We start from the raw sequence: 20,233 nt of genomic DNA, 5'->3' as shown, positions 1-20,233 counted from the left end.
CTGTCTGTCATGCTTGTGTCCCGGTCAGGTCCGGGTAAGAGCCAATGCCATGGCTTGCGGAAAAATCCATCGGCGTCTTCGGCTTGTCCCCTGCCTGCTGCTCGCGGCGATGGCAGGCGGCGCGGTTTATGGTGCGGCGACGCGGCCTGCCGCACCGGTTTTGCCGCGTCCGCACCGGATCGTCTCGCTCAATCTTTGCGCCGATCAACTTTTGGTGGCCCTCGCCGACCGCGACCAGATCGCCGGGCTCACCCGCTATGCCTCGGACCCCGACATGTCGGCGGTGGCGGCACAGGCGCGCCGCCTGCCGGTCTTCGGCGGCTCGGCGGAGGAGATCCTCGCCGCCCGCCCGGACCTCGTGGTGGGAATGCCCGCCCGCCGCAATCCGGCCATCGCGGTGCTGACGGGGCAGCACTATCCCGCGCTCGATCTCCGGTCCGCGAACCGGTACGAGGATATCCTCGTCTCGATCCGCGAGGTGGCCCGCGCGGTCGGCCATCGGGAGCGCGGGGAGGCGATGATCGCGCGGATGAATGCCGAACTGGCCGGGCTGCCGAAAGTGCCCGGGGGCAAGGTCGCCGCCTATTACCAGCGGCGCGGTTACCTGACCGGGACCGGCACGCTGGTCGATGATCTGATGACGCGGGTGGGGCTGGTCAATCTCGCCGGAAAGCTTGGAAAACCGTCGCTTTCGCAGATGAGTCTGGAAGAGATGGCGCTGGCCCGGCCGGACTTCATCCTGATGGACAGCGCCGCGCGGCCCGTGGAGGATCAGGGCACCGAGATGATCCATCACCCGATCCTCAAGAACATTGCCCGCATCACCATCCCGCAGGCGTGGACGGTCTGCGGCGGCCCGGCTTATGTCAAGGCGGCGCGGGCCATGGCGGAGCAGGCGGCGGGGCGGCCTCTCACCGCTCGCTGACGTTGGCGCGCCAGTCGAGCCGGGCCTGCCAGCCGCGCCGTTCGAGTTCGGGCACATGGTCCTCTTCGAGCGGATGGCCCAGGCAAAGCAGCGCGATCAGCCGCCAGTCCTGCGGCACGTCCAGCAGCCGCGTCACATGGCCGGGCTCGACCACCGAGACCCAGCCCAGCCCCAGCCCTCTCGCCCGCGCCGCCAGCCAGAGCGTGTGGACTGCCAGCACCACGGAAAACCCCCGCGTTTCCGGCATCGTCGCGGCGCCGAGGCGGCCTCCGACGGGCGTGGCATCGTCGCAGAACACCGCGATCAGTTCGGGCGCCTCGCGCAGGCCGTGGAGCTTGAGCGCGCAATAGGCCGGGCGGCGATCCTCGGGCATCGCGGCACCGGCGCGGGCGATCTCGGCATCGGCATGGGCCGCCAGCGCGTCGCGCAGTTCGCCCGAGCGCACCCGCACGAAACGCCAGGGCTGCGAATTGCCGACCGAGGGCGCAAGCTGGGCGGCCCTCAGCAATTCGGCCACGAGTTCTTCCTCCAGCGGATCGCTGCGGAAATGGCGCACGTCGCGGCGCCAGGCCAGCAGGTCGCCCAGTTCCTGCTGGAAGTCGGGGCCGAAGCGCGGCGGCATGGTCAGAACTCGATGCCCGCCTGCGCCTTCACGCCGGAGCGGAACGGGTGCTTCACCAGCGTCATCTCGGTGACGAGATCGGCGGCCTCCATCAGCGCCTCGGGCGCATTGCGGCCGGTGACGAGCACGTGTTTCATCTCGCCGCGCGCGGTCAGCACATCCAGCACTTCGTCCAGCGGCAGGTAGTCGTAGCGCAGCACGATGTTGAGTTCGTCGGCCAGCACCATGTCATAGGCCGGATCGGCGACCATGCGCTTCACTTCCTCCCACGCCTCGCGGGCGAGCGCGATGTCGCGGGCGCGGTCCTGCGTGTTCCAGGTAAAGCCCTCGCCCATCGGCTTGAATTCGACATTGTCCGGGAAGGCATCGAAGACGACCTTTTCGCCGGTGGTCATCGCCCCTTTCACGAACTGGACAACGCCCACTTTCTTGCCGTGGCCGATGGCGCGCACCACCATGCCGAGCGCTGCGGTGGTCTTGCCCTTGCCCTTGCCGGTGTGGACGATCAGCAGGCCCTTCTCGACCGTCTTTCCGGCCATGATCTTGTCATGCGCGGCCTGCTTCTTCTTCATCTTCTCGGCGTGCTGCTCGTCACTGCGCTGCACCATGGTCATGCTCCTGCAAGGGCCGCGAGCGTCAGGCCCGCGCTGTTCGATCGGGGTTTCCACAGGCCGCGCTCCAGCGCCTCGGCAAGCCGCGCGGCGGTTTCGCGCAAGGCGGCGGGGTTGGCCTGCGCCATAAAGTCCCGCACCGCCTCGTCCTCGATGAAGGCGGCGTGGACGGCGTCGAAATGGTGGTGCTTCACCGCGTGGGTGGTGGCGGCAAAGGCAAAGAGGTAATCGACCGAGGCGGCGATCTCGAACGCGCCCTTGTAGCCGTGGCGCATGACGCCCGCGATCCACTTGGGATTGGTGACGCGCCCGCGCACGATGCGGCCGATCTCGTCTTCCAGCGTGCGCACGACCGGGCGCTCCGGGCGGCTGTGGTCGTTGTGATAACTGATCGGCGCGCGGCCCTTGAGGTGTTCGACGGCGGCGGCGATGCCGCCTTCGAACTGGTAGTAGTCGTCGCTGTCGAGCAGGTCGTGCTCGCGGTTGTCCTGATTTTGCACGACCGCATCGACCGAGGCGAGGCGCGCGGCGAACAGGCCGCGCTCGGCATCACCTTCAACGCCGCCGCCATAGGCGTAGCTGCCCCAGTCGAGGTAGACATCGGCCAGATCGCCGCGTTCGTGCCAGATCTTCTCGTCGATCATCGCCTGAAGCCCGGCGCCGTAGGCGCCCGGTTTCGATCCGAACACGCGGGCACCGGCGCGGCGGGCGGCCTGCGTTTCGGCCTCGCCGCTCTGGATGAGCCCTGCGGTTTCGGCGCGGTGCCGCTCGGCGGCGGGGTTGTCGCCGAGCGGCTCGTCGAGCGCCATGACCGCGCGCGCGGCGCTGTCGATCAGGTCGATCTGTTCGGGGAAGGCGTCGCGGAAGAAGCCGGAGACGCGCAAGGTCACGTCCACGCGCGGGCGGCCGAGTTCGGCCACGGTCATCACCTCGAAGCCGGTCACGCGGCCCGAAGTCCAGTCCCAGCGCGGACGCACGCCCATCAGCGCGAGGGCCTGCGCGATGTCATCGCCGCCGGTGCGCATGTTGGCGGTGCCCCATGCGGAAAGGGCCACGGCCCTGGGGTGCTCGCCCTCGCGCTGGAGGTAGTCCTCGACGAGAAGATCGGCGGACTTGCGGCCGAGTTCCCAGGCGACGGCGGTGGGCACGGCGCGGGTGTCGACCGAGTAGAAGTTACGCCCCGTGGGCAGCACATCCGGCCGCCCGCGGGTAGGCGCGCCAGAGGGACCGGGCAGCACGAAACGGCCGTCGAGACCGGCCAGCAGCGCTTCGGCCTCGCGCGGGCCGCACAGGTCGATGCGCGGGGCGAGGTCGGTGCGGATGGCATCGAGGACGGCCAGCGTTCTGTCCCCCGCCCCGCTCGTCCTGAGCCTGTCGAAGGATGCTGATGCGGGGCTGTGGTCCTTCGACACGCTCAGGACGAGCGGGGTTTGGGCTGTTTCGCTGACCCATTCCGCCGCCAGCAGTTCGAGCCGCTCGACGGTATCGCCATGCGTGCGCCATGGTTCATCGGAGACGACCGCAAGGGCTTCAGGCCGGACGCCATTCCAGCGATCGCTCATCCGGCAGTCGAGCGGGTCAAAGTCCAGTCCGAAGTCGTCCGCCATCGCCCGCAGCAGCGAGGCCTGTCCGGCATGGTCGTAGCCGCGCGGCGTGCGGGCCAGCGCGACCAGCAGGTCGCGGCGCAAGCGGCCTTCGGGCGACCGGGTGAAGACGTGCAGACCGTCGCGGATCTGCAATTCCTTCAGCTCGCACAGGTAGTTGTCGATGGCCGAAAGCGCATCGTCGTCGTTACCGCTGGCGCCGGCATCCCGGTCGAGGCCGTGGCTGCGTGCCAGATCGAGAATGTCGCGCCGCAGCCGGTCGAGCCGGCGCGGGTCCATGCCGGCGGCGAGGTAATATTCGTCCACCAGCGCCTCGAGCTGCTTGAGCGGGCCATAAGTCTCGGCGCGGGTCAGCGGCGGGGTGAGGTGATCGACGATGACCGCGCCGATGCGGCGCTTGGCCTGCGTGCCTTCGCCGGGGTCGTTGACGATGAAGGGGTAGAGCTGCGGCAGCGGCCCGGCGCAGATTTCCGGGAAGCATTCGCGCGAGAGCGAGATGGCCTTGCCGGGCAGCCATTCCAGATTGCCATGCTTGCCGACATGGACCACCGCCTGCGCGCCGAAGTCCTGCGCCAGCCAGATGTGGAAGGCGAGGTAGGCGTGCGGCGGGGGCAGCGCGGGATCGTGGTAGCTCGCCTTGGCATCGATGTTGTAGCCGCGCGCGGGCTGCACGGCGACGGCGAGATTGCCGAAACGGTGGACCGGCAGGCGGAACGCGCCGCCTTGCACGAAGGGATCGGCGGAGGGCTCGCCCCAGCGTTCGGTCATGGCCTTGCGTGCACTTTCGGGCACGTTCGCGAAGGCGGCTTCGTAGGCCGAAAGCGGCAGCGAGACTTCACCGGGGCGGGCCCGAGAGGTGAGGTCGTTGGTCACGCCGCCGGTCATCACCTGCATCAGCGCGGCGCCGTCTCCTGGCGCTGCGCCGGTGTCGTAGCCCGCCTCGGCCAGTGCGGCGATGATCGCCGCGGTGCTGGCGGGAGTGTCGAGGCCGACGCCGTTGCCGATGCGCCCGTCGCGGTTGGGGTAGTTGGCCAGCACCAGCGCCACGCGGCGCTTGGGGCACGGCGTGCGGCGCAGGCTCGCCCAGTTGGCGGCGAGGTCCGCGACAAAGGCCACCCGGTCCGGCGCGATGCGCGGGACAACGATGCCGCACTGGGTCACCGCGTCGAAGCGGGCGGCGGCCTTGAAGGCGACGGCGCGGGTGAACAGGCGGCCGTCCACTTCGGGGAGCGCCACGTTCATGGCGAGATCGCGCGGCCCAAGGCCGCGTGCGGAACCGTGCCAATCGGCCTCCTCGACACCGGCGAAAGCGACTTGCAGGATCGGGCAATCCGCTTTTTCCAGAATCCCCGGCTTGCGCTCGTCTCCTACGGAGGAGGAGGCGAAGCTGGTGGCATTGACGATCACGTCGGGTGCGATCTCGCCCAGCAGGCCGGAGAGCCAGTCCGCCGCGAACGGCTCCCGCAAGGCGCGGACGTGGACGGCGGCAACGTTGAAGCCGCGCTCGTGCAGCGCTGCGATCATCGCGTCCACGGCGTCCAGCGTGCCCGCGATCATCAGCGCGCGGTAGAACACCAGCAGTGCGAGCGGGCGGCCCTGGGTCCAGCCCGCCCGCACTTCGGCAAGGCCTGCGCGCTCGGTGCCCGCAAGGTAGAGCCCGGCGTCGGCGACCGGCACCGGATCGTCGGGCGCGCCGGCGTCATGGCCGATGGTCCGTGTGGCGGTGCGCAGGAAGGAGAGGGCATTGGCCATGCCGCCCTGCCGCAGATAGTCGCGCAGCCGTTCGCGCAGATCGGCGGTCAGGGTGGAGGCACGGTCGAGCGCGGGATCGGCTTCGCGGCCATCGGCAATGGCGGCAAAGGCAATGCCGTTCTCGCGCGCGGTGCGGGCGATCTCGTCGATGCCGTAGGGCCAGTAGCTCTTGCCGCCGAGCAGGATCACGCAGACGAATCTGGCGTGCGCGATCACTTTCTCGACATAGAGGTCGATCGAATAGGGGTGGCGCAGTTGCAGCAGGTTGGCGAGGCGGATGCTGGGTGCGCCGTCCGGCATCCGCGCCGCCGCGCCCGCGAAGCAGGCGAGTTCGCTGTCCGCCACGGTGAGGATCACCATGTCGCCGGGGGACTGGTCGAGGTCGATCGCCTCCTCGCCATTGGAGATCGTCCCCGGCGTGGCGGACAGCAGGTGCATCAGGCGTCTGCGGTAGCGGCCACGGGGCCGAGAACCCCCGCCAGCCCCGCCTCGATGGCGGCGCGGTCCAGCCCCTTCTGGCCGATCACGACCAGCTGCGTGCGGCGCATTTCCTGCGGCAGCCAGCCGCGGTCGTAGAAGTGCTGGATGCGGGGGCCGACGGCCTGCACGACCAGGCGGCCGGGCTTGCCGACGACCGCGACCATGCCCTTCACGCGCAGCACGTCGTGCTCCGCGATCAGGTCGTTCAGACGCACCAGAAGCGCCTCGAGATCGACCACATCGCCACCAGAGACGACAAAGCTGTCGAAGTCGTCATGGTCGTGATCCTCGTCCAGCCCATCGATGTGCGAGGGGCGGGAATCGAGGTCGTCTTCGGCTGCCGCGGTGATGCCCAGCAGCGCGGCGATGTCGACGGCGCCGTGATCGGCGCGCACGATCTTCACACCGGGGCGCGTTTCGGCCAGCACCAGCGTCTCGACATGGGCAAGGGCTTGCGGGTCGACGAGGTCGGTCTTGTTGAGCACGACCATGTCGGCGCAGCCCAGCTGTTCCTCGAACAGTTCCTCTAGCGGGCTTTCGTGGTCGAGCATCGGATCGGCCGCGCGCGCTGCCGCCAGCGCTGCCTCGTCGGTGGCGAAGCGACCGGCCGCGACGGCATCGGCGTCGATCAGCGCGACCACGCCGTCCACCGTGGCGCGGGTGCGGATGTCGGGCCACTGGAAGGCTTTCACCAGCGGTTTGGGCAGGGCAAGGCCGCTGGTCTCGATGATGATGTGATCGGGCTTGTTCTCGCGGTCCAGCAGCTTCTGCATGGTCGGCAGGAAGTCGTCGGCGACGGTGCAGCAGATGCAGCCGTTGGCCAGTTCGACGATGTCGTCTTGCGGGCAGGCCTCGTCGTTGCAGCCTTTCACCAGTTCGCCGTCGACGCCGACATCGCCGAACTCGTTGATGATGAGGGCCAGGCGGCGGCCCTTGGCGTTCTGCAGCAGGTGGCGGATCAGCGTGGTCTTGCCGGCGCCGAGGAAGCCGGTGATGACGGTGGTGGGAACCTTGCTCATGTAATCGTCTCCCGCGCGCCAGCGACCTGAAACGGCCGGGCTTTCCGCCGCACACGCGGCGAAGGCGGCGCGCCTTGTCGGACCGGCGCACGGGCGCCCGACACGGCATGCCGCTGCGGCCCCGGCCGCATGCATCACGTCGCTCAGACGGAAGAGTTACCGTGCCTTGGCCATCCCCTGGACCCGGGCAAGAGCGACATCGACGCCGGCAGGTTTCCTGGCTTGCGGGTCATAGCGTGATGCACGGCCTTCCCAGGCCTCGCAGGATTTAGCGTCCGGCCCAGTGGCTGCGGCGAGGGTCCTTGCCCCGCCGCGATGTGCATCGCGCTCGCCGCTTACAGTTGCAGGGACAGCCCGGTCCGGATGGCGAACCATCCTTGCCGTGTTCCCGTATTAAGCCCCTTGCGGGGCACCGGCGCGATCATGTCCGAGCTGCCTTGCGGCGTTTCGGACGGTCCCGCTCGTAGCTGGCGACCGGTGGGAGGGCAAGCCTTCAGAGACCGTTTGAAAATTCGCGACACGCGAATTTTACGGCACCAGCCCGCTCCCCCACCCAACCACCCATCAGGATACACTCGCGGGTGGTTGGGTGGGGGGCGGGCTGGTGCCGTCTCAAAAATGCCATGACGGGCATTCTTCAAACGGTCTCTCAGGCGGAGATATCGGCCAGTCTCGCGTCCAGCACTTCGGCGGCGTCCTGCGCGGTGAGGCGCACCTGAAGGCCGCGCTGGCCGCCGTTGATGAAGATCGCGTCCCACAGGATCGCGGTCTCGTCGATCACGACGGGAACGCGCTTCATCTGTCCGAACGGGCTGATGCCGCCGATCTTGTAGCCGGTCAGGCGCTCGGCCTCGGCGGGTTTCATCATCGCGGCGCTTTTTACGCCGAGTGCGGCGGCGGCGCGCTTCATCGAGACTTCGCCGCTGCTCGGCGCGATCACGCAGGCGGGCTTGCCGTCGGCCAGCACCATCAGCGTCTTGAACACCTGCCCCGGATCGGCGCCGATCGCCTCGGCCGCCGCCCGGCCGATGCTGTCTGCCGAGGGATCGTAGTCATAGCTGTGCAGGCTGAAGGCAATGCCAGCCTGTTCGAGCATCTTCGTCGCGCGCGTCGCCTGAGCCATGGGCCTGCTCTAGACGGGCACGGCAGGGGCGCCAAGTGGCGATTGCGCCAGTGCTTTTGCGCGTTGGACCTGCGGGGCAAAGCCGCTAGACCTGCGGTCATGACTTTGCACCGGCCCGCCCTTGTCCCGACCCTGTCCGCCTGCCCCGGGCGCGGCGCATGACGCTGGAGGCCGAGGCACGCGCGGCGCTGGGACGCGGCGATCTGGCGGCGGCCGGGGCGGCGGCCCGCCGTCTCATCGCGGCATCGCCCGAGCGCGCGGAGGGCTATTTCCTGCTCGGCATCAGCGCGGCCGAGGCGGGGCAGGTCGGCCAGGCGGTGCCGCTGATCGAGGCTGCGGCCGCGCGCGCGCCCCGCGCCGAATACCTCGCGCATCTGGCCCGGCTGCTGATCCTGCTGCGCCGTGACGGCGAGGCGGCCGAGGCCGCGCGGCAGGCCATGGCACTGCCGCCCGGCGATGCGCTGACCTGCGACACCATCGGCTGCGTGCTGGCGCGGCTGGGCGATCACGAGGCGTCGATGGTGCCGTTTGCAGCCGCGGTTGCGGCCGAGCCGGACAATCTCGACTATCGCTACAACCTGGCGGCGGCGAGCGGGTTCACCGGGCGGGTGGAGGAGGCGCGCGGGCACTACGAGCGGATCCTTGCCGCCGATCCCGGCAATGCGCGCGCGCATTATGCGCTGGCGATCCTCTCGCGCCAGACGCACGAGGCCCATCACGTGCCCCGGCTGGAAGCGGCGCTGGCCGCCGCGGCGAGGCCGGACGATGCCTTGCGCATCCGTTATGCACTGGCCAAGGAACTCGAAGACCTCGGCCAGGCGGCGGCGGCGTTTGGCCACTTGTCCCTCGCCAATGCCGCGCACAAGCGGGCGATCCGCTACGATTTTGCGCAGGACGCGGCGATCTTCGATGCCATCGAGGCGACGTTCGGCGCGGGGTTGGCGGATCCGGGGCCGGGCTACCAGGGCGCCGACGATGCGCCGATCTTTGTGGTCGGCATGCCGCGCACCGGCACCACGCTGGTCGACCGCATCCTGTCCTCGCATCCGGGCGTCGGCTCGGCCGGAGAGCTTCAGGCGATGCCGCTGGCGGTCAAGCAGCTGGCGGTCAAGCAACTGGTGGGCACGCCTTCGCGGCTGGTGATCGATCCGGCGACGGTGGCGGCGAGCGCGGCGATCGACCCCCGTCTTGTCGGCGAGGCCTACATGGCCCGCGCCGCGCACCAGCGCCCGCCAGGCGCGGCGCGGTTCGTCGACAAGCTGCCGGCCAATTTCCTGTATGTCGGCCATATCCTGCGGGCCTTCCCGAAGGCCTCGGTGGTCTGCCTGCGCCGCCACCCGATGGACACGGTGTGGAGCAACTACAAGAACCTGTTTGCCAGCCTCTCGGCCTATTACGGCTACTCCTACGATCTCATGGACACGGCGCGCTATTATCTGCGCTTCGACCGGCTGATGGCATTGTGGGAGCGGCTCTATCCGGGCCGGGTGCTGCAATTGAGCTATGAAGGACTGGTCGCCGACCAGGAAGGCCAGACCCGCCGCCTGCTCGGCCACTGCGGGCTGGACTGGGACGCGGCCTGCCTTGCCTTCCACGAGAACCGCGCCGCCGTCGCCACGCCGAGCGCCGCGCAAGTGCGGCGCAAGCTCAACAGCGACGCGGTGGGCCGCTGGAAGACCCAGGGCGAGGGCATGGCCGAAGTCGCCGCCTATTTCCGCGCGCAGGGCATCGCGATCGACTGAGCGGACGGAAAACGGCGCGGAAAAACCGGAGTTTCCCGCGCCGCTTCCTGGTTGCTTGTGCCGGACTTCGATCAGAAGCGCATGGTGCCCTGCAGGCCGATCGTGCGCGGCTGGGCGACCGAGCGGCCATAGTAGCGCGAAACCACCCCGTCGTTGACGATGCCGGCGCGGGTCAGGTCGTTGCTGACGCCGGTCACGGCATACTTGTCGAAGATGTTGGTGGCGTAGAGGCCGATGTCGTACATCGCCGTCTTGTAGGTGATGTTGGCCTGGTGCATCCAGTAATCGGGCAGCTTTTCGCCGCCGGCACGGGCGCCCACGCGGGTCAGGATGTTGCCGGTATAGGTCGCCGTCCAGCCGAAGGCGAGGCTGTTGTCGCCCACCGGCAGGTCGTAGGTCACGCCGATCGCCCCCTTGTTCTTGGCCGATCCGGGCAGCCGGTCGCCGACCTCGGCGTCGACCAGCCCGTCATGCGTCGACAGCAGGTTGGCCACGCCCTCGGTCAGGTGCGCGTCGAGGTAGGAGTAGTTGCCGCGGATCGACAGGCCGGGGATCGGCCGGGCCTCGAACGAGGCGTCGATGCCCTTCGACACCGCCTTGCCGCCGTTCACGGTGATGCCGATGGCGCCGTAATAGGTCTGGCCGGCAAGCTGGATGCCGTCCCAGTCGATGTGGAAGGCCGAAATGCTGAAGTTCAGCTTGTTGTCGAGGAGCTGGCCGCGCATGCCGATTTCGGCGTTCTTGGTCTTGTCGGGGCCGTAGGAGAGTTCGTTGGGCAGCGCGCAGAGCGTCTGGCCGTCCTGCGGCAAGCCGGCGTTGTACTTGTCGATCACGTCCTGGCTGCAGGGCGCGGTGCGGTTCACGCCGCCGATGCGGTAGCCGGTCGACCAGGTGCCGTAGACCATGAACTCGGGCGAGATGTTCCACGAGGCGTTGATCTTGTAGACAAGGCCGTCCTTGCCGGTGGAGCCCGAACGCGTGGCGTAAGTGTCGTCCCAGAGCGGGAGGTAGGAACCGCCGTTCACCCAGGCATTGTACTTGTAGTAGCGCAGGCCGCCGGTGAGCTGGAGGTCGTCGGTGAAGTGCACGGTGGCTTCGCCGTAGAGCCCCTTCTCGTCATTGGTGCTGCGCACGAAGGACGAATACTCGTGGGCGTATTCGGGATTGCTGTGATCGGTGACGAACGCGGTGTCCCAGTTGTCCGGATCGTTGGCCCATTCGGGGAAGCCGGGCACGTATTCGTCGTAGTTCGACTTGTAGTGCTGGCGGTTCCAGAAGGCACCGGCGACAAAGCTCAGCGGCCCGTCGAAGGTCGAGACGAGGCGCAGCTCGTTGGTGAACTCGTATTCCTTCTGGGCCGACTTGTTGTAGCTGGAGAAGGCCGGGAAGGCCTCGTAACCGTAGTCGAGGTCGAGCAGCAGGTCGGTGTTGTCGGCCTGGTACTTGGTCTTGCGCTGCGTATAGGCCGAGACGAACACCACGTTGACCGCATCGTGCACGTTGCCTTCGATCTCCAGGCTCAGCATGTCGCCGGTGCGGGTGGCCGGTTCGAGGTAGCGCCAGGGGGCCTCGTACTTGCCCTCGCCCGAATAGCCGCCGCCGGTGGACGACTGGCCGTCGGTGCGGGTGCGCTGGTGCGCGTAAGTGACGTAGGCCTTGAGGTCGTCGGTATAGAACGCAAGCTGGTTGCGGGTGGTGAAGGTGCGCTCGAAGTTCGCGTCGCGGCGCGACTTGAAGTTGGCGGCCTGCTGCTCGGCGGTGCCGAGCGGGTTGCTGGCGTCGCCCGGCTGCGGCAGCGAGACGCCGGGATCCTGCAGCAGGTAGTTGTAGTCGATATAGCCGGGCGTGAAGTAATAGCCGGTGGCCGAGCGGAAGGCGATGTGGTCCTTCATCAGCGGGATGTTGACGACGCCGTAGCCGTTGTAGCCGGTGTCCTTGGAGTGGGCCATGTCGAAGACCTGGCCGTGGACCTCGCCCGAGAACTGCGTCGCGTCGGGACGGTTGGGCATGTTGCGCATGGCGCCGGCCAGGGTGCCGAGGCCGTAGAGCGTGCCTTGCGGGCCGAGCAGCGTCTCGACGCGGTTGATGTCGATCAGCTTGAAGTCGTAGTACATCGGCACTTCGCCGAGATACATGCCGACCGCCGAGTTGCTGTTGTCGCCGCCGCTCGCCGACGTGTCGTCCGCCGAAAGACCGCGCATGACGATGGTGCCGGCGCCGCGTGGGCCGGTGTCGAGGATGGTCACGCCGGGCGTGAAGGCGCCGAGGTTGCGCATGTCGTCGACGTGGAGGTCCTGCAGGTCCTTGCCGCCCAGTGCGCTGATGTTGATCGGCGTTTCCATGATCGTGGTGTCGCGGCGGGTGGCCGAGACGATGATCACGTCACCGCCGCCGCCGCTGCCCTCGGCGGCAGGCGCGGCGTCCTCGGCCATCGCGGGCATGGCAAGGGCGACGTTGGTGAAGATGGTTGCGGACAGCAGCCCGACTTTCAGTTTCGCGCGATATGTCATGTGCTTCCCTGTCTATTATGCCAGTACTTGAGTACGACCTTGCCCGCGCCCCGGCGCGGCTGCGCCAGAACCTCTCGGGTGCTGCTTGCGATGACACTTGTCGCGCGTCCGCCACCGCTTGCCGGATGGTTCTGTCGACGCGCTTGCTGCTCCCGGCGTGGTCAAATTCCGCCGGGGCGTTCCTCCGAAGTCGGCTATGCGCCGCAGATCATCCGTTGGTTGCCGGGGCGTTGGCGGCCGGGGCATTGGCCGCCGGGGTAGGCGTGCCGCGCCTGTCCCCCGCCCGTTGCCGGGCGCGGGCGATCAGGGGTTGGAACGGGAACAGGAACTGTTCCGCGATCGATAGCCGCTTGCGTTCGTCCTGGCCGACAATGGCGGCCTCGCCTTCGCGGAACGTGCCGAAGACACGGTCGAGCAGGATGAGCGAGTTGGCGTAGTTGCACCGGGTGGCTTCGTAATCCGTCGAGTGGTGCAGGCTGTGGTTGCGGATCGTGGTGAAGAAGAAGGCATAGAACGGCGGCGGGTCCGCCCGGACATTGGCGTGGGCGAAGGTCGAGACCACGGCCAGCACGTTGAACCCGCAGAACACCGCCGCGGTCGGCAGGTCGAACAGCGCGACGATGCTCAGGCTGATGAGGAACAGTTCGATCGGATTGCCCACTGCGCCCTTCATCGCGTTGAGCTGGGTCAGGTGGTGATGCGGCGCGTGGGTCAGCCAGAACGGCGTCCAGTTGTGCATCAGCCGGTGCATCCAGTACTGGCCGAACTCGATGAGGAAGACCACCAGCGCCACTTGCACGACAAAGGGCAGGTGCATCGCCCACTGGGTGGTGATGCCGAGCGAGGCCTTGAGGCTCGCCAGCGGATCGTCGGCCAGCGTCGCGGTGGTCCAGGCGATCACGGTGGCGCTGAGCACCACGTAGAACAGGTCGGTCGCGAATTCGCGCCAGGTCATGCGCCAGCCGGCATGGCGCTCGTTGACCCATTCGAGGGCGAGAACCGCTGCCGTCGTCAGCGAGGTGGCGACGATGATCGAATTGGGATTGTCGGTCCAGGCCTTCGGGCCATAGGCCCAGAACAGCACGACGAGGGCGACAAAAGCCGGGGGAGCCAGGTCGAAGAGCTGCTGTTTCAAGGAGGTGCTCGAAGACGCGCCGCCGGTGGGCGCGTAGCCTGCGAGAACTGCATTGCTGGTCGGCAGTCGTTCCATCGAATAACCCCCATCCAGACCGGTTGACCGGCCTGTTGTTACAGAATGCTCCTTCCCGCTTTCATCGCTCTGAACCGGCGATATGGGTACACGGTATGGATATTACGTTTCGCGTCAAGCGTATTAATGCTGCACTTGCGGCATGACCGTCCGGGCTGATGAAAATGACGCAAAACCGTCATTTTCATGCCGGCCCGGTAACACCGGATGCGCGGCGGCGGGCTCACAGCCGGTGTGCGCATGCAGCAATCGTGCAACGCCGGGCGGCGGCTGATTCGTCGTTGCCCGGCCCGGGACGCCCCAAGGACGCCTTCGAGGGCGCGTAGAATTGGTTGCGCCGATCCGCCTCCTGTGCGCGGCGACCGTGCTTGACGGTAAATTCTCAATCAAATAACTTGAGAATGTCGGCGGGGGGACCTGGCCTGCCGGCGTCCGTTCGTTCCAGTCCGCGGCATTTGACCGAGAAGCAGCTTGCTCCGCGTTACCAACGGCTAGGCCGTAAACTCATAAACGGCACCATCGAGGTTTGAGGCAAAATGGTTCAGCGTGAGGAAGGAAGGCGCCGGAATATGTCGATATTTCTAGACTTCCTGACGCAGCGCTGGGCCATTTTGGTCAAATCCCGAAGGGGCGTCCAAATGGCTTCCATCTCGAACCGAACCGGCCTTGGACGGGCAACCAGCCCGTCCGGCACCCGCTTCGGCCCGATATGTTCGCCATTTGGACGCCTCGATGGTGTCGTTTATGAGTTTACGGCCTAAAGCGCGCGGCGCCCGGGCGACAACGCCAGGCATCGTGTTCTCCAACGATCAGGTGATACGATGACCTTTCGCTTCACGGCGGCCCCTCGCGTTTCCGCGGAGTTTGCCGCATGACCCTGGAAATCCGCCCGCACGGCCGCGTCGGCGCCGAAGTGCTCGGCATCGATCTTGCACGCCCCTTGTCCGGCGAGGACTTTGCGGCAGTCCGGCGTGCCTTTGCCGACCATGGCGTGATCTTTTTCCGCGACCAGTCGATCGATGAAGCCCAGCACATCGCCTTTGCGCGGCGCTGGGGGGCGATCAACATCAACCGCTTCTTCGCCGCGCATCCCGCCTATCCCGAGATCGCGCTGGTGGTGAAGGAGCCCGACCAGCAGCACAACATCGGCGGCGGCTGGCATACCGACCATTCCTACGATTTCGAACCCGCGCTCGGTTCGATCCTCGCCGCGCGCGAACTGCCGCCCGAGGGCGGGGCAACGGCCTTTGCCTCGATGTATGCCGCCTATGACGGCCTGCCGGAAAAGCTGAAGGCGCGGATCGAGGGGCGCCGTGCCGTCCATTCCGCCCGGCATGTCTTCGGCAGCAAGGCGGCGGCGTACGAAGCCGCGCAGGATACCCGCGGCGCCGATGGCAACGGGGGCCGCATCGGCAATTCCGCTGCCGCCGACCTGCTCGACGATCCGGTCCACCCGGTGGTGATCGTCCATCCGCTCAGCGGCAAGCGGGCGATCTACGTCAATCCCGGCTTCACCCTGCACATCCAGGGGCTGGCCGCCGGGGAATCGGCCGATCTCCTCGCCGAAGTCTACGACCATTGCCGCAGGCCCGAATTCCAGGAAGACTTCCACTGGCGCGATGGCTCGATCGCGTTCTGGGACAACCGCGCGACCTGGCACTATGCCTATAACGACTATCACGGCCATCGGCGCGAGATGCACCGGATCACCATCGAAGGCGTCGCCCTCGACGATCACGCGGGGTAGGACAATGACGACGGAAAACAGCGCTCCCGCAGCGCAGGACACGGGGCCGGAAGCGAGGCAGGATAATGCCGATTTCTGGCATGTCGGCGAGATCGTGCGTGAACTGGCGCAGATCCGCCAGCACTGGCGTGCCACCAACAGTCCGCATGCCGAGCACGGTGTGGGCGGCTTCCCCTCCCGGGTGCGGCTGGCCAAGGTGGCGGACGAGCTGTGCGGGGCGCTGTTCCCGCTGCGGCTCGGCCCGGACTTCGTGCGGCCGCACAACGAGGAGACGTTCGTCACCCAGTCGCTGCAGATCGCCCTCAGCCGGTTGCAGGCACAGCTCCGGCTGGAATTTGCCTATTCCGGCGAAATCGGCGGCCAGGATGGTGGGCCGGGGCCGGGGCCGGGCGAGCGGCGCGCGGACGAGATTGTCCTCGCCTTCTCCCGCCAGCTTCCCGCGATCCGCCGCCAGCTCGATCGCGATCTCGAGGCGGCCTATGCGGGCGATCCTTCCGCCCGCAGCATCGACGAAGTGCTGATCTGCTATCCGGGCCTGCTGGCGATCATCCACTACCGCCTCGCCCATGTCCTGCACGGGCTCGGCGCGCCGCTGGTCGCCCGGATCCTGAGCGAGATCGCCCATGGCACCACCGGCATCGACATCCACCCCGCGGCGCGTATCGGCCATGGCTTCTTCATCGATCATGGCACCGGCGTGGTGATCGGGGAAACGGCCATCGTCGGCAACAACGTGCGGATCTACCAGGGCGTCACGCTGGGCGCCAAGGCCTATCCGCTGGATGGCTCGGTGGCCGCCGCCAAGGCCAGCGCGCGCCATCCCGTGGTCGAGGATGACGTGGTGATCTATGCGGGCGCCACGATCCTGGGCCGGGTGACCATCGGCAAGGGCGCGGAGATCGGCGGCAACGTCTGGCTGACCCATGGGGTGCCGCCTTTCAGTGTCGTGCGCCAGCCCCGCGCGGTGGTGTCGAGCGGCAACCGCAATGGGCCCGCCGACGCGGTCAACTGAAGGGGGGGGGCGGCAAACATCCCTTGCCGACATCCGGCAGTGTTCTATCCTGAGCGGAGGGAACAGGCCGGTGCCGTCCCCGAATGCCCGTCGCGGGCATTTTTCGGATGGTCCGGCGAAGCAGGGCCGCACCGCGCCAGGATCGGCGGCGGCAGGGAGAAAATGCAGTGGTTCAAGGTGTCGAGGTAACCGGGCAGGCGGGGCTTGTGGAAATCCATATGGATCGCCCGGAAAAGAAGAACGCGCTGACCGCCTCGATGTACGGGGCCATGACGGCGGCGCTGGAAGAGGCTTCGGCGCGTGCGGACATCGGCGCCGTCCTGATCGCCGGAAGGGGCGATGCCTTCAGCGCGGGCAACGACCTTGCCGACTTCATGGCGGGGCCGGAAGGCGCCGGTGCGGCCTTTGCCTTCATCCGCGCGATCGCGGCGTTCGACAAGCCGGTGGTGGCCGCGGTGCAGGGGCTGGCCGTGGGGGTCGGCACCACGATGCTGTTCCACTGCGACCTCGTCTATGCCGCGCCGGATGCGCGCTTCATCATGCCGTTCGTCAACCTCGGCATCGTGCCAGAGGCCGGGTCTAGCCTGCTGGCACCCGCGACCCTGGGTTATGCCAAGGCGGCGGCGATGCTGCTGCTGGGCGAGCCGATGGATGCCCGGGCGGCGGACCAGGCCGGGCTGGTGACGGCGGTGGTGCCGGGCGATGGCCTGCTCGCCCATGCGCGCGGCGCTGCCGCGACCCTGCTGGCCAAGCCGCCGCAGGCCCTGCTGGCAACCCGCCGCCTGATGAAGGGCGACACGGCGCCGGTGCTCGCGCGGATCGACGAGGAAGCCCGGATTTTCCGCGAGGCGATGCAGTCGGCCGAGGCCCGCGAGGCGTTCGACGCCTTTTTCCAGAAACGCGCACCGGTGTTCCGGCGGGGCTGAGGGTCCGCCAGAAAAATGCCCGCAAGGGCATTTTTCTGGCGGCGGCCCGCGACGCCCTGCGGTCAGATCGTGGTCAGATCGGCCAGCCGGCGCGGTGCCAGGCGGAATCCCAGAACATCCATTCGAAGCGGGTGGCATTGCGGAACGCCGTGGCCATGCCCGCGCGGGTAGCCGGGGTGGCGGCGGCCGCGGCTTCGTCCACCAGCGCGCGTACCCGCCGGGTCGCCTCGCCGAACGAGGGGGCGGCGTAGGTGTCGATCCAGGCGGCATAGGGATTGGGCGAGACCGCGCGCGGCTTCACGTGGCAGCCGACTTCCCAGTAGACCCAGAAGCATGGCAGGATGCCCGCGATCAGTTCCTCGTAGCTGCGGGTGGCGGCCAGCGCGGAGAGGTAGCTGGTATAGCCCAGGCACGCGGGCGTCGGCTCGCTGCCGTGGGCCATCTCGGCGGTGACGCCGAACTGCGCGAAGAAGGCCTGATGCAGCGCTTCCTCGACCTGCACGGCGACTTTGGCCCCGTCCGAGAATTCGAGCCGCCCGGCCGCGCTGGGCGCGCGCGCGGCGGCGAGCGCGAGGACACGGGCATATTCGGCCAGATAGAGGCTGTCCTGCACGATGTAGTGGCGGAAGCTCTCGGCCTCCAGCGTGCCGCCTGCGAGGGCGTTCAGAAACGGATGATCGAGAATGGCCCGGCGCAGCGGCGCCACTTCTTCCCAGATCGTGTCGCAGAAGTGCATGGGGCATTGTCCTTTGGCGGCAGGAGGGATCGGAGCGAACCCGCCGCGCTTAAGGACCGTTTGGAAATTCGTCAAAAAACGAATTTCGCGGCACCGGCGCCGCGGCGCTCAATGCATCGCTCCCGCCCGGTCCGCCGCTTTGGCGATTGCGCAAGGCGCGCGCAAGCGGCAAGAGCGCCCGCCAGTTCACTTCGGAATGCAGGAAATACCAGACATGTTTGAGCCAGGCGCCTCGTTCAAGGACAATCTCCAGCAATTGCCTGCGATTGACGGCATCGAGCGGATCGACCTTGTGGACGCGGCCGGCAGCGTCGTCGACAGCATCGAGAACCGTCCCGGCAAGCAGGGCTCGCTGGCCGTCTACCAGTATCTCCAGCAGCGCTTCGGCACGCTCGACGCCAGGGCCGCCGAACTGGGCATGGCGGTGTTCGGCGAGCATACCGAGGATGCGCGCAGCCGCCCCGGTGCCCATCCCAACATCGATCGCCTGCTTGCCATCGCGGCGGGCGGCGCCCCGCTGGCCATCGAGGTCATCGTCGCCGCCTGATTCCCGCCGCCTGATTTATGGTGGCATGGCGCAGGGGAAGCATGCTTCCCCTGCGCCGGGCGTCAATGACCGCCCGAGGTGTCGATCGGGCCCTTGGGCTTGGGGGCCAGCCAGATCAGCGTCGCTGCAAAAGCGAAGCAGACGGTGATGATCGCGAACATGTCGAGCGTTGCCAGCATCACGCTCTGGCTCTCGACGATGCTCGTCAGCGTGGCGGTCGCGCCGTCCTGGCTCATGCCGCCCGCCACGAAGCTGTCGACCGTCTGGCTCGCGGAGGTCATCGCGCCGGCCAGTTCGGTCTGGTTCTCCCGCGCGGCATCCGACCAGCCGGTCTGGACCAGCGAGGTGGCGATGGCGCCGCCCATCGTGCGCATGAAATTGGAGAGCCCCGCCGCGCTGGCCTGTTCCTCCGGTTTCACGCTGGCCATGGCGATGCCGGTGACCGGCACGAACAGCATGACCATGAACGGACCTGTCAGCAGCGTCGGGATCGCCATCTGCAGGAACGTCACGTCCTGGTTGAAGCCCATGCGCCACGCGGTCATCCCGCCGAGGCCGACAAGGCCGATCGAGACGATCAGGCGCGGGTCGAAGCGGTTTACGGCCGCCCCTACCGCCGGGGCCGAGGCGATGGCGAGCACACCCATGATCCCGGTCGCATAACCGGCCCAGGTCGAGGTGTAGCCCATGTTCTGCTGCAGCCACAGCGGCAGGATCACGATATTGGCAAAGAACGCCCCGAACCCGGCCGCGAAAGTAATGGCAGAGGCGGTGAAACCCCGGTGGCGGAAGATCTTGAGGTCCACCACCGGGTTCTTTTCGGTGATCTCCCAGATCAGGAAGGCGACCAGGCCCAGCGCGGCGATCACCGCCAGCGCGCAGATCTCGGGCGAGGCGAACCAGTCGTGGTTGCGGCCCTCGTCCAGCATGATCTGGAAGGCGCCGACCCAGACCACCAGCAGCGCGAAGCCGACCTTGTCGATCGAGGCCTTCTGGCGCGGATCGGGCTGGCCCCTCAGCAGGAAGATCGTCAGCAGACCGCCTGCGGCCGCGACCACGGCGGGCAGCAGGAAGATGTCGTTCCAGCGCAGGCTGTCGCAGATGACGCCGCCCAGGATCGGCCCGGCGACCGGGCCGACCAGCGTGGTCATCGCCCATAAGACGGTGCCCTGCGTGGCTTTTTCCGGCGGGAACACGCGCAGCAGCAGAAGCTGCGAAAGCGGCATGATCGGGCCGCCGACAAGGCCCAGCATCACGCGCCCCCCCACCAGCATGCCCAGCGAGGTGGACAGGCCGCAGAACACCGAAAGCACCGCGAAGGCGAGGTAGCAGGCGATGAACACCCGCTGCGCGCCGAAGCGCATCGCGAGCCAGCCGGTCAGCGGTACGGTGATCGCCTCGGCCACGGCATAGGAGGTGATGACCCAGGTACCCTGCGTCGAGGAGACCCCGAGCGCGCCGGAAATCGTCGAGACCGAGACATTGGCGATGCTGGTATCGAGCACGACCAGGAAATTGCCGAGCCCGATGGCGAGCGCGGCAAGGAACAGCTTGCCGCCGGTCAGCGGGCCTGCCGGTTCGCGCGCGGTGAACGCCGAGAAGGCGCCGGTCCCCCTTGGGGCGGCTGCGGATTGGCTCATGATGCGTGGCCTCCCGAAAGGCTCAGG

Annotated in this window: 15 protein-coding genes and 1 riboswitch; of the genes, 6 read left to right on the top strand and 9 right to left on the bottom strand. The window is 67.8% G+C overall.

Features of this window, described 5'->3' with window-relative positions:
• The first annotated feature begins 49 nt into the window (after window positions 1–49).
• Window positions 50–925: an ABC transporter substrate-binding protein gene (locus CA833_RS24980; RefSeq protein ID WP_207080571.1), complete on the top strand. Its 876-nt coding sequence runs from the start codon at window positions 50–52 to the stop codon at window positions 923–925.
• Here the strand turns inward: CA833_RS24980 and bluB are convergent.
• The 5 genes from bluB to ybaK form a co-directional block, all read right to left on the bottom strand.
• Entirely contained in the window at window positions 912–1,547 is a 636-nt protein-coding gene (gene bluB / locus CA833_RS24975; RefSeq protein WP_207080570.1) for a 5,6-dimethylbenzimidazole synthase, read from the bottom strand. The genes CA833_RS24980 and bluB overlap by 14 nt on opposite strands.
• A 2-nt stretch (window positions 1,548–1,549) precedes the next feature.
• Window positions 1,550–2,155, bottom strand: a complete 606-nt coding sequence (gene cobO / locus CA833_RS24970; protein ID WP_207080569.1) for a cob(I)yrinic acid a,c-diamide adenosyltransferase — start codon at window positions 2,153–2,155, stop codon at window positions 1,550–1,552.
• Window positions 2,156–2,157: 2 nt separating this feature from the next.
• Window positions 2,158–5,952 carry a cobaltochelatase subunit CobN gene (gene cobN, locus CA833_RS24965; RefSeq protein WP_207080568.1) on the bottom strand — a complete coding sequence of 1,265 codons (3,795 nt, stop codon included), beginning with the start codon at window positions 5,950–5,952 and terminating at the stop codon, window positions 2,158–2,160.
• Window positions 5,952–7,013: a cobalamin biosynthesis protein CobW gene (gene cobW / locus CA833_RS24960; RefSeq protein WP_207080567.1), complete on the bottom strand. Its 1,062-nt coding sequence runs from the start codon at window positions 7,011–7,013 to the stop codon at window positions 5,952–5,954. The genes cobN and cobW overlap by 1 nt, the downstream gene beginning before the upstream one ends.
• A gap of 189 nt (window positions 7,014–7,202) precedes the next feature.
• Window positions 7,203–7,445, bottom strand: a riboswitch (cobalamin riboswitch).
• A gap of 217 nt (window positions 7,446–7,662) precedes the next feature.
• The gene (ybaK, locus tag CA833_RS24955; RefSeq protein ID WP_142639226.1) at window positions 7,663–8,136 is read right to left on the bottom strand and encodes a Cys-tRNA(Pro) deacylase; all 474 of its coding nucleotides are present in this window, start codon (window positions 8,134–8,136) and stop codon (window positions 7,663–7,665) included.
• Window positions 8,137–8,294: 158 nt separating this feature from the next.
• Between ybaK and CA833_RS24950 the strand changes: the two genes are divergently transcribed.
• A complete protein-coding gene (locus CA833_RS24950; protein WP_207080566.1) occupies window positions 8,295–9,878 on the top strand; it encodes a sulfotransferase in 1,584 nt (527 codons plus the stop codon).
• Window positions 9,879–9,949: 71 nt separating this feature from the next.
• Here the strand turns inward: CA833_RS24950 and CA833_RS24945 are convergent, their stop codons facing one another.
• Together CA833_RS24945 and CA833_RS24940 are read right to left on the bottom strand one after the other, a co-directional pair.
• Window positions 9,950–12,388, bottom strand: a complete 2,439-nt coding sequence (locus CA833_RS24945) for a TonB-dependent receptor (RefSeq protein WP_207080565.1) — start codon at window positions 12,386–12,388, stop codon at window positions 9,950–9,952.
• 208 nt (window positions 12,389–12,596) lie between these two features.
• A complete protein-coding gene (locus tag CA833_RS24940; protein WP_207080564.1) occupies window positions 12,597–13,598 on the bottom strand; it encodes a sterol desaturase family protein in 1,002 nt (333 codons plus the stop codon).
• 871 nt (window positions 13,599–14,469) lie between these two features.
• Here CA833_RS24940 and CA833_RS24935 point away from each other — a divergent pair.
• From CA833_RS24935 to CA833_RS24925, 3 genes are all read left to right on the top strand, one after another.
• On the top strand, window positions 14,470–15,345 hold the full coding sequence (locus tag CA833_RS24935; RefSeq protein WP_207080563.1) for a TauD/TfdA family dioxygenase: 876 nt from the start codon (window positions 14,470–14,472) through the stop codon (window positions 15,343–15,345).
• A gap of 4 nt (window positions 15,346–15,349) precedes the next feature.
• Window positions 15,350–16,357: a serine O-acetyltransferase EpsC gene (epsC, locus tag CA833_RS24930; protein WP_207080562.1), complete on the top strand. Its 1,008-nt coding sequence runs from the start codon at window positions 15,350–15,352 to the stop codon at window positions 16,355–16,357.
• A gap of 167 nt (window positions 16,358–16,524) precedes the next feature.
• Complete coding sequence (locus tag CA833_RS24925; protein ID WP_255535885.1) at window positions 16,525–17,283, top strand: enoyl-CoA hydratase-related protein; 759 nt, start codon at window positions 16,525–16,527, stop codon at window positions 17,281–17,283.
• Window positions 17,284–17,356: 73 nt separating this feature from the next.
• On the opposite strand, the gene tenA is transcribed toward CA833_RS24925, so the two are convergent.
• Entirely contained in the window at window positions 17,357–18,019 is a 663-nt protein-coding gene (tenA, locus tag CA833_RS24920) for a thiaminase II (protein WP_207080560.1), read from the bottom strand.
• 214 nt (window positions 18,020–18,233) lie between these two features.
• Between tenA and CA833_RS24915 the strand changes: the two genes are divergently transcribed.
• Window positions 18,234–18,566, top strand: coding sequence for a DUF2322 family protein (locus CA833_RS24915; protein WP_207080559.1), 333 nt, complete (start codon window positions 18,234–18,236; stop codon window positions 18,564–18,566).
• Window positions 18,567–18,628: 62 nt separating this feature from the next.
• Here CA833_RS24915 and CA833_RS24910 read toward each other — a convergent pair whose 3' ends face one another.
• Window positions 18,629–20,206: a DHA2 family efflux MFS transporter permease subunit gene (locus CA833_RS24910; protein WP_207080558.1), complete on the bottom strand. Its 1,578-nt coding sequence runs from the start codon at window positions 20,204–20,206 to the stop codon at window positions 18,629–18,631.
• Window positions 20,207–20,233: the final 27 nt, after the last annotated feature.

It is taken from the genome of Novosphingobium sp. KA1, assembly GCF_017309955.1.
Classification (GTDB): Bacteria; Pseudomonadota; Alphaproteobacteria; order Sphingomonadales; family Sphingomonadaceae; genus Novosphingobium.
This window is presented reverse-complemented; position numbering and strand designations above follow the sequence as displayed.